The sequence below is a fragment of the Paenibacillus farraposensis genome (genome assembly GCF_020736845.1).
Lineage (GTDB): Bacteria > Bacillota > Bacilli > Paenibacillales > Paenibacillaceae > Paenibacillus > Paenibacillus farraposensis.
This window is the reverse complement of record NZ_JAFFQR010000105.1, coordinates 166362-174773: the sequence shown is the minus strand read 5'-3', so window position 1 is coordinate 174773 and position 8412 is coordinate 166362. Positions and strand designations below refer to the sequence as shown.

General features: G+C 38.5%; 17 protein-coding genes. 6 read left to right on the top strand and 11 right to left on the bottom strand.

Translation table 11 applies throughout. The features are described from left to right. The 3 genes from JO375_RS17265 to JO375_RS17255 form a co-directional block, all read right to left on the bottom strand. Positions 1-892, bottom strand: an 892-nt coding sequence (locus JO375_RS17265; RefSeq protein ID WP_229525625.1) for a discoidin domain-containing protein, incomplete at its 3' end; no start/stop codon positions are given. A gap of 249 nt (positions 893-1141) precedes the next feature. Continuing rightward, the gene (locus JO375_RS17260; protein ID WP_229525624.1) at positions 1142-1435 is read right to left on the bottom strand and encodes a DUF2500 family protein; all 294 of its coding nucleotides are present in this window, start codon (positions 1433-1435) and stop codon (positions 1142-1144) included. 114 nt (positions 1436-1549) lie between these two features. Then, on the bottom strand, positions 1550-1732 hold the full coding sequence (locus tag JO375_RS17255) for a hypothetical protein (protein WP_229525623.1): 183 nt from the start codon (positions 1730-1732) through the stop codon (positions 1550-1552). Between the two features lie 309 nt (positions 1733-2041). Here JO375_RS17255 and JO375_RS17250 point away from each other — a divergent pair, with 309 nt between their 5' ends. Together JO375_RS17250 and JO375_RS24600 are read left to right on the top strand one after the other, a co-directional pair. Beyond that, complete coding sequence (locus JO375_RS17250) at positions 2042-2203, top strand: hypothetical protein (protein ID WP_197029894.1); 162 nt, start codon at positions 2042-2044, stop codon at positions 2201-2203. Between the two features lie 42 nt (positions 2204-2245). After that, entirely contained in the window at positions 2246-2380 is a 135-nt protein-coding gene (locus JO375_RS24600; protein WP_267497679.1) for a hypothetical protein, read from the top strand. 144 nt (positions 2381-2524) lie between these two features. Here JO375_RS24600 and JO375_RS17245 read toward each other — a convergent pair whose 3' ends face one another. Then, positions 2525-2644, bottom strand: a complete 120-nt coding sequence (locus JO375_RS17245) for a YjcZ family sporulation protein (protein WP_229525622.1) — start codon at positions 2642-2644, stop codon at positions 2525-2527. A gap of 519 nt (positions 2645-3163) precedes the next feature. On the opposite strand from JO375_RS17245, the gene JO375_RS17240 reads away from it, so the two are divergent. Beyond that, positions 3164-3589, top strand: coding sequence for a hypothetical protein (locus JO375_RS17240; protein ID WP_229525621.1), 426 nt, complete (start codon positions 3164-3166; stop codon positions 3587-3589). A gap of 175 nt (positions 3590-3764) precedes the next feature. Here the strand turns inward: JO375_RS17240 and JO375_RS17235 are convergent, their stop codons facing one another. The 4 genes from JO375_RS17235 to JO375_RS17220 are packed head-to-tail and all read right to left on the bottom strand — an operon-like array spanning position 3765 to position 5519. Continuing rightward, positions 3765-4073, bottom strand: a complete 309-nt coding sequence (locus JO375_RS17235; protein WP_229525620.1) for a hypothetical protein — start codon at positions 4071-4073, stop codon at positions 3765-3767. Positions 4074-4088: 15 nt separating this feature from the next. Next, positions 4089-5006: a peptidoglycan recognition protein family protein gene (locus tag JO375_RS17230; RefSeq protein WP_229525619.1), complete on the bottom strand. Its 918-nt coding sequence runs from the start codon at positions 5004-5006 to the stop codon at positions 4089-4091. A gap of 43 nt (positions 5007-5049) precedes the next feature. Next, the gene (locus JO375_RS17225) at positions 5050-5265 is read right to left on the bottom strand and encodes a hemolysin XhlA family protein (protein WP_229525618.1); all 216 of its coding nucleotides are present in this window, start codon (positions 5263-5265) and stop codon (positions 5050-5052) included. Positions 5266-5288: 23 nt separating this feature from the next. Further along, the gene (locus JO375_RS17220; protein ID WP_229525617.1) at positions 5289-5519 is read right to left on the bottom strand and encodes a hypothetical protein; all 231 of its coding nucleotides are present in this window, start codon (positions 5517-5519) and stop codon (positions 5289-5291) included. Positions 5520-5808: 289 nt separating this feature from the next. Here JO375_RS17220 and JO375_RS17215 point away from each other — a divergent pair, with 289 nt between their 5' ends. Both JO375_RS17215 and JO375_RS17210 read left to right on the top strand, forming a co-directional pair. After that, positions 5809-6171: a hypothetical protein gene (locus tag JO375_RS17215; protein ID WP_229525616.1), complete on the top strand. Its 363-nt coding sequence runs from the start codon at positions 5809-5811 to the stop codon at positions 6169-6171. Positions 6172-6376: 205 nt separating this feature from the next. Beyond that, on the top strand, positions 6377-6793 hold the full coding sequence (locus JO375_RS17210) for a hypothetical protein (RefSeq protein WP_229525615.1): 417 nt from the start codon (positions 6377-6379) through the stop codon (positions 6791-6793). Here JO375_RS17210 and JO375_RS17205 read toward each other — a convergent pair. The 3 genes from JO375_RS17205 to JO375_RS17195 all read right to left on the bottom strand — a co-directional run bounded on the left by JO375_RS17205 (position 6780) and on the right by JO375_RS17195 (position 8128). Further along, positions 6780-7244, bottom strand: a complete 465-nt coding sequence (locus tag JO375_RS17205; protein WP_229525614.1) for a hypothetical protein — start codon at positions 7242-7244, stop codon at positions 6780-6782. The two genes, JO375_RS17210 and JO375_RS17205, sit on opposite strands and share 14 nt — an antisense overlap. 202 nt (positions 7245-7446) lie before the next feature. Continuing rightward, positions 7447-7707 carry a hypothetical protein gene (locus tag JO375_RS17200; RefSeq protein ID WP_229525613.1) on the bottom strand — a complete coding sequence of 87 codons (261 nt, stop codon included), beginning with the start codon at positions 7705-7707 and terminating at the stop codon, positions 7447-7449. 88 nt (positions 7708-7795) lie between these two features. Then, positions 7796-8128 carry a hypothetical protein gene (locus JO375_RS17195; protein ID WP_229525612.1) on the bottom strand — a complete coding sequence of 111 codons (333 nt, stop codon included), beginning with the start codon at positions 8126-8128 and terminating at the stop codon, positions 7796-7798. 15 nt (positions 8129-8143) lie between these two features. Here JO375_RS17195 and JO375_RS17190 point away from each other — a divergent pair. Then, positions 8144-8412 (top strand): tyrosine-type recombinase/integrase (locus JO375_RS17190; RefSeq protein ID WP_229525611.1); only part of this gene is annotated, 269 nt, incomplete at its 3' end.

Sequence of the window (8412 nt, the reverse complement as noted above, 5' to 3'; positions counted from 1 at the left end):
TCTTATATGAATTAGAATTAGAAAAAGAGAATTTTTTGGGAGTGTTATCTACCCATCCAGTGATATTTGATTGAGTGTCCAGCACATTCCAAGTAACCCCATCATTTGAGCCTTCGAAAGTCCAATCTTTAGGGGCTCGGTCAGTTGCCGTATTCTGTGGATATATAACATATTGGCCTATTACGATAGGATTAGGAAAGTCATATCTTAGCCAAGCAGCAGTTGTACTTGATGTCCACGAACTAGCTATAGTCGTAAAATTTTTGTCGAAAGCCTCAGATGCATATGAATATTCATTACTTGCACTTGCCACTCCGGAAGATGCTACTGAATTAGAAGTGCATGCTCCTGTGTTAGGAGTGGAGCTCGATACTTTAGACATCATCTCTAATTCGCTAAGGGCTAGATACTGACTTCCATTGTTAGCTGTAATATTAATTCTATAATTCTTATATGAATTAGAATTAGAAAAAGAGAATTTTTTGGGAGTGTTATCTACCCATCCAGTGATATTTGACTGAGTGTCTAGCACATTCCAAGTAACCCCATCATTTGAGCCTTCGAAAGTCCAATCTTTAGGGGCTCGGTCAGTTGCTGTCGTCTGTGGATATATAACATATTGCTCAATAACTACAGGGTTGGAAAAGTCATATCTTAGCCAAGCAGCAGTTGCACTTGATGTCCACGCGCTAGAAATAGTAGCAAAATCTCCGTCGAAAGCTCTATTTGCATCTGAAAATTCATTACTTGTGCTTACTACTCCAGATGGCGAAGTGTTAGTTATCATTTTTGGAATTAAATTTCCTGAATACTCTGCTTCGGCTGCAAAAACATTCGATAAGGGAAGAGATAAAAGAACTAGAAATAAAATGGTTATACATGCTTTTTTCATTAAGATAATCCTCCAATATGTTTAATAGAACTAAGAATAATTTAATTGAGGAATTGTGTCTAAACATAAACTTGCTGATCTATAAATATAATCCACATATTTTCATATTTACTCTTTATTGGATATAAAAAAGACTCCATCTGGCTAAATACCAGTGGAGTCCTTTTTCACATCTACTCTAAATACAAAACGATCAACGAAAAAACATTGCCGACCATAAGGCTAGCAGAGTTTTTTATGTGGAGTCTATTAAATAACTCTTTCTACTGTTAACAGTTTACGTTGTCTTATTACATTGATTGTATCTCCAACAACAATAATCCCATACTCACTTTCATCTACTTCTATCTCTTCTCTTTCCCCATTTTCATACTCACAAGTAAAAAAATAATCCTCTGAAGGTGAATCATTTTCTAATCTAACACGTTTATCAAGAACTATTGCTCGACGAATTACTTTCGGTGCTCTTCTATCCCGCCTAGCCGATATCCAAAGCGAGAAGAACATAATAAAAAGCACAGCTACAAAACCCACTAAGACCATAACTAGAATCCCCGCCTTTTTTACAACTCATTGCGTATATTATATCGGGGTAACTAAGGCATATATTTACATCTGTATAAAGCACTACATACTTACTCTAAACTCAAACTGCCCTCACATATAATACTTTCCTGATATTTTAACTGACTCAGGCGAAAATCTTTCAATTGCTCCTCCATAGTCCACTACCGTTGCCAGTTCCTCGCTCAACGGCTGTACCACATATACTCTTACCTGGTTTAATGATGCTGCAAATAGTTCAACATCCGATTTCAACACTTTATATGTATGGTTCATGCTGATCACCTCAGCCATAAGTATTCGGTGAATAGTTTGAGAAATCCTTCAATAAAATAACCCCGGAGTAATCCGGGTTTTAATATTCTCTAAAATATTGTTCCGCATCTCCTGTAGGCATGATCATCTTTTGATCACGGTCCCAGCCTTCTAAATATGACGATATTTTGAGTTTAATATCGTTTATATGGGATATAGGAATCTATCTGTTAGGTAATAGTTTCTTTTTGCTGTTAATAGATTCATGCTTATACATCGCTATCGCCACTGACATATAAATAAAGTATACCTTAGCAAGGGGGGATGCAGATGATCAAAACAAGAGTAAAAACGTTCAAACATCGTGTCGGTAAAAACAAATTCTTGGTCGTTAAAATTTTTCAGGCTGCAAATGCCAGAACAAGAAATGGTAATGCGCTGGCAACCAATGCACTGAACATCAAAATATCCAAACGCAAAAAGCACCACTAAGACCATCCGCACCTTCATTTCCTATGAAGGGAGGTGATTTCCATGAGTAGAAGAAGACACCATGTAAAAAGAAATAGCATTTCGATCCGGTCAAATCAAAAAGCGTCTGCACGTGCACAAGGCAATGCGCTGGCTGCTAATCTGTTCAACGTAAATGTTAAAAAGAGAAAACACTAATGTTTTCAGCGGGGTAAAGGCATTGCTCCCTTTCATATCTTTTAGCAACAGTCTTTACGAAAAGAGCCTAAAAATATTCCCCAGCCGACCATTTAAGGTTGGCTGGGCTTTTTGTTATTCGAGTGTTTAGTTCTTTTCACAAAATTAAACCCAAAGTGATTTAGTAATGATAACCAACAGGATAAAGAGCACCAAAATTGCAGCTGTAGAAGTCCCCATACCGCCGCCATATGCGCCTGTGCCTGCACCTTCATATGCACCCATGGCTTTAACCTCCTTTATTTGTGGTACATTTTAATATATGTATAAATACGTTCTATGACAGGGCATATTGGTAGACAAAACAAAGGCTCATATCGGATAAACCGGTAGAGCCTAAAAATCTTTATAAAAGAATTAATGTCAACATAATTACCAACAAAATAAACAGTGCCAAGATAACACTTATCGACGTCCAAACTTTCCCGTCAGTATTTCCGCAACCTCTTTCAGTCCCCCTCACACGTAACGCCTCCCTTGTTTACTCCACAGGTTATGCGAGGCATTGTTTAGGGAATGGACTTCTAGGTAAACAAAAACACCCCACCAGCTTAGCCAGTAGGGTGTCACCGATGCTTTCGGATTGCACAACGGTGCTTCCGTATGTGTTGTTACAGTGTAATTCATTTGGTCTATATTGTAAATATATATAGAAAGAATTTCCTAGGCCTGATAAACTATATCAAAAACATTGTAATCTTTAGATATAAAAAAGATTGATTGTTTGAGAAAGGAACTGCAAATATGAACGGTTTATCACTTACTACAATAGTTGGAATTTTTGGTGCTGTTGTTGGAGGAGCTTTAGGAATTTATATCAGTTCGTATACTGATATAGTATGGCTAAGTTACATTATAAGATTGTCACTCGCTGCCCTGTTCGGCTCTCTTTTTTCTTTTCTTGGTTGGTACCTAAATAAAGAGGGCCTTTTAGTTAACATATTTCAACTTATAAATTTATTAGTAGGCCTATTATTATTCTATTTATTATTTTGTGTAGTTTCTTTTATAGTGTTGTCTTTTACACCTTTCTCTAAAGAACTTATAAATGCCTATGGAACCTATGTTCCAATTCCCTTGTCCTTTTTAGCAATAATAATATATATAAAAAAGAAAAAAATTAATTTCAAAAAGTCGTATGATACAACAGAAGACGATATATATTATTAAAAAAGCTACCCTACCAGCAAAAGCGGTAGGGTATTTGCTTAAACCTTACTCCGTAGTTACAGGCGTTTGAACAGCTTCTATCGGCGCTGAAATAGGCCCAGGTTCAGATTGCACCTGAACAGAAACAGTATTTAGTACCGCTTTTGTTTTGGCCTTATACTCCAAATATGCCTTCTCAATCGCGGCTTGAAGCTCTACGACCGACACTGTAATGCCTTGTTCGGCAAGTCTCAGCGTGTAAAGCTTCTTGAAGCTTACGCTCGCCCCCAGCTTCTTTAAATGCTGTTTGAGCAAAGGCAAAGCCTTCTCCTGCTATCTTATGGATTACTTCCCTCTGTGCCACCGCTGTACGTGCCTCTAGCCATGTATTTACTTTTACCTTAACATTGTTCAATCCAGCCAACACGATGGTTGTGAGTACACCTACAGCCGCTGTTACAACGGTACTTACATATGGTTGGATACTGTCTATAATTGGTTGCATGATAAATCCCCCTTATTATTGTTTTGGCAAACCTGCAGCACGCCGCAGATAATTCGCCAGATTGTTAAAATGTTTCATTTGCTCCTTGTCTCCTGCCTGCTTCACTTTAAACCAAGCCGGTTGGAGCCAGCGGAAGATAATCTCTTGCGCATTGGATTTAAACAGCTTCACCGCTCCAACAAGCGGCTGCCCCTCTTCGTTCAATGCCGCAGCTGCACGCAAGTTGTTAGCCAGGTTATGAAAATGCGTCTTTCCCTCTTGATCGCCTTTTTGACTTGCGAACCAAGCCGGAGAAACGTAATTATCTATAAGTGCCTGGACGACGGACGCAGGTAGCGCTGTGAAGTCCGACGCAGCAGGAGCCACAGAAGCGCCTTTAAGCTCCGATTCCACGTCATAGATCAAATCTTTGAGTGTCTTGCCAATCGTCGCTAGAGCTTGGTCCACGTCACGCTTACGGGCTGGGTCAAGCTGCTTGTGGCTCGGAATGTGTGTGTGCGGGTTAATACTCCATTTATCGCAGCAATAAGCTAGATACCATACAAAGCGTTTGTATGCCTCCAATGTGTTGATTTTGCCGCCAAAGCATAGCTCTACCCCAAGGGCTATATCGTTCGCGTCGTCGCCGTACAGTTCGTTATCTGTGGTGACATTGTACAAGACGTGCCAAGCTTTTTCGGCTGGATCGGGTCCAGTACCAGCTGGGATTATTTCAAGAATCTTTTTATCGTCAATAAACGTTTGGGCCGAAGCTGAACGATCAACCAAGTTGTTGAAATAATCATAATGGTTGTCAGCAGATGCCCCAGGATTATCCGTGTCGTGTGCAACTAAAAAGACCGGATTCCCGCTTGTTAGGCGAGTACCCGGTCTTACGTTGTGGCGCTTGTCTATGTAGCGCCGTTCTATTGTATATTTATTTGGATTAAACAATATTACACCCCCGAGGTTTTCAACAACGCAAATAACGCTGCAATCACAGCTGTAATAATAGTGCGCTAATAGATCGCCACAACCATTTCTGACCATCCTCAATCTTATCTAGCCTATGGTGTGCTGACTTCGCAGACTGCGCCGCCGAAATCGCCATATCTCGGACATCAATCGCTGAATCAAGCTTTTCTTCAATGTTATCGATTTTAGTTTCGACCCTTGTGATACGTTGCAACGTTTCAATTTGTGGATCTTGCATCCTTCTTCCCCCTGTCTCTCCGTTCAGGAAACTTTTCCTGAGCTATCATCGTTTGCTTTCTGATCTTTTTCTTCTTGGGACTGTATCTCTGCTAAAGCATTTCCTACCGCTAAATCCAAACTTTCAAGTATTTCTTTCCGGCGTGCTGGTCGTGAAGCAATTACAGCAGAAATAACCTCTGTCAATTCTTCAACTGGCCTTGTTAGATCCAGTTGTATATCCAATGTAGATCTTATTTTTGCCACAGATTTCATCACCTCCTTTAAGCAAAATATTTGTCTTATTTTTGTATAATTCAAAAATATGAGATTTATATTATATGTTGGTTGATATTGTTAATTTCTAAATGTATAATAAATTAGGTATTTAGCCCCTGCTTACTCCTCACACTTTCATTCAACCATGAACATGCATCGGCTAGATCTTAGGTATACTTTGGTAGCCCTCATCAGCAGAAAACATCATAAAAGGAGGATGGGCACCTATTTCCCCTGCCGCATCTCGGACTACCACCAAATCCGATCAATAAGGTGGAATTTTCTCATGAAAAAGATATTCGGCTTCGGTGTTTCATTTCTTCTAGCATTCGTCCTTTTAGTCATCCCTTCAACAGCTTCAGCAGGTCCAGCAAGACCCATAAGTGATGTTCAAATCTTAAGCGTTACACAATCCGGTAGCACTGGAGTCATTGCTGTGCGAACTCAAGGACAACTTAATTACAATAATATCCTTGTTGATGTAAATGGTTCCCGAATTAGTATTACCAACATATCAAAACGCCCTACTAACGATGGAGGATGGCTTTTCTCTCTTACTGTTAACCTAGCTAACGCTCCTAAGGTGGGCATACTTAATGTCACAATTAATAATCGCATGGGTTCCATGTTTAATTTTAGAATCAATTAAAACGAAACATCTGGCTTAGACAAAAAGCCTTTCCGCATTTATCGGAGAGGCTTTTTGTCTACTTATATTGTATTTGGTATTTATTGCTTAATCACTACGGATATTTAAGAGGAAAATTCGACAATAGTGTCGAATATCCAGTTTTAACGAAACATAAGAGGTGGTTATCATTTTCAAAGAGATTTATTTCTACATATCTTCGGTGATGGGCATTATCGCATTTATATTTACTGCATTGCGATTTTATCAAGAACGTAGACCTTTACGAGTCACCACAGAGGTTGCACCCCATCAGTATGGAACTCCAATATATGATGAGAATGCTAATCAAATTGACGAAGCATTCGAAGACTGTTTATCTGTTGAGTTAACCATTTTCAATAAATCCCTACGCAACACAACAATAAGTACTATTTCACATGATTCTTCATTTGATTTTCGGGGTTACCTAAACAATGATGAATGGCCCAAAAATATTTATGAGAATGGAATTTCAGTTGCACCAGGGGCCATCATAAAAATTAAAAAGATTATGGTTCCGCTCGATCAGGAAATGCTAAATATCAAAATCCAAACAACGTACGCCACAATAAAGCTCAAAGTTAATATTATAAATAATTGAGGTCTTTTCTCATTTCATCTATTGTATATCCCAATATCTCGACTTCATCATTAAAATTAACATAAGCATAAATTGACAGCGATAAGGAGATAAGTAGCAGGAACCCAATAAAATGAAATTCCACAAGAGATAAAACTGAAATTGCAGAAGCCAAAATTGTGATGATCATTCCAATATCTCTTTTCACTTTCTCCACCCCGTTCTTTTGAATAGCTCTCTCACTTTCAAATACGCATACAGTAAGCCGCTTCCAAAGCCGAAAGCGAATATTGTCACAATCGTATAGAATGTAGTCATACTCGGATTTCCTCTTTTGGTTTAACTGGTTGCTCATTGAATCGCATTCAAGATCATTTTTCACTATGCTCAAAATAGCCAGTGCCTTGTCGTAACTTACACCATGCTTTACAAATATAGAATAAATCTCTTTTTCTATATGCTCAGAATCCATGTGATACGCATCTCCTTTATACAAAAGTAAAAGCCCTCTGTTTAAGAAGGGCTTTTGTGTATACAGTATATAATTTGTTTGTTACTAGGTTACTACGGATTTTATTTAAGTGAAGATATAGCCTTATTTATTTCTTCTAGTTCAGTTTTATATTTAGCCCAAGGCTTCCTCTGTCTCAGCTAAATCTCCTTGGTACCATACCTCAGTCCTTTACACCGGGCATAGAAATTTTAGGTTGCTGTGCAACCGGTTCAGATGTTTTTTCTCCTGTTATATGCATTTGAATCTTATGAACCGATTCTAGTAATGCGCCAAATCCGATAAAGAACAAGCCAGCAACTATGGACAATACTATAACGATCACACCGAGTACGTCTTCTTGTCTCCAAAGAAAGAAACCTCCAAGCGAACCGAACAACGCAGCGGCTCCACCAAAGTACCTAAAGAATTCATATAGCATCACGATAAATCACCTTTTCTAATTTTTTTGTTTGCTGAAAAGAGTTTTATCAATCTCTTCAATCTCTTTTTTAGATTTTTCTATAATACTCTTAAGCTAGAGTGATTTGGTCTTTATATCCTTGAATCTTTTGATCCCCGATAGACAAAAAGCGTTCATCAGATACTTTTTCTCGGCTTTTTTGTGCAATTTGAAGATTCACCAACTGATCCTCAATCCCTTTTTGCGTTGTAGCAATTGTTTGTTCCAATTCTTTTTTTCTATCCACCAGTTTTTGTTCAAACTTATTGTTACTATCATCCACTGAAGTAGAGCCTGGTACAACATTTACATCAGAAGATGCACTTGAAGATGTACTTGAATTAGTAGTAATTTGAATTGTTTTTCCGTCCACCTTTAAACCAGCTCCTAAAGAATCGGACACAGCTCTCAAAGGTACATGCGCCTTTCCATCAACAATCGCATTCTCAGCAAGCGAGTTGCCGTTTACTGGTTTTTCTTCAAGTTTTTGATCGAGACAGGTATGCGTAAAGGTGAAGCAGCCGCGTTGAAGTGGTCAGATATTGAATTGAAAAATAAAACCGTGGTCGTTAAAAAAACTTTAGATTTTGATTTTCCCGAAGCCCATGAGGAACTGTTCGGGGACACGAAGAATGATAATTCTGAGAGAATACTACAGCTCAGCAATACTGTTGTAGCGGATCTTAA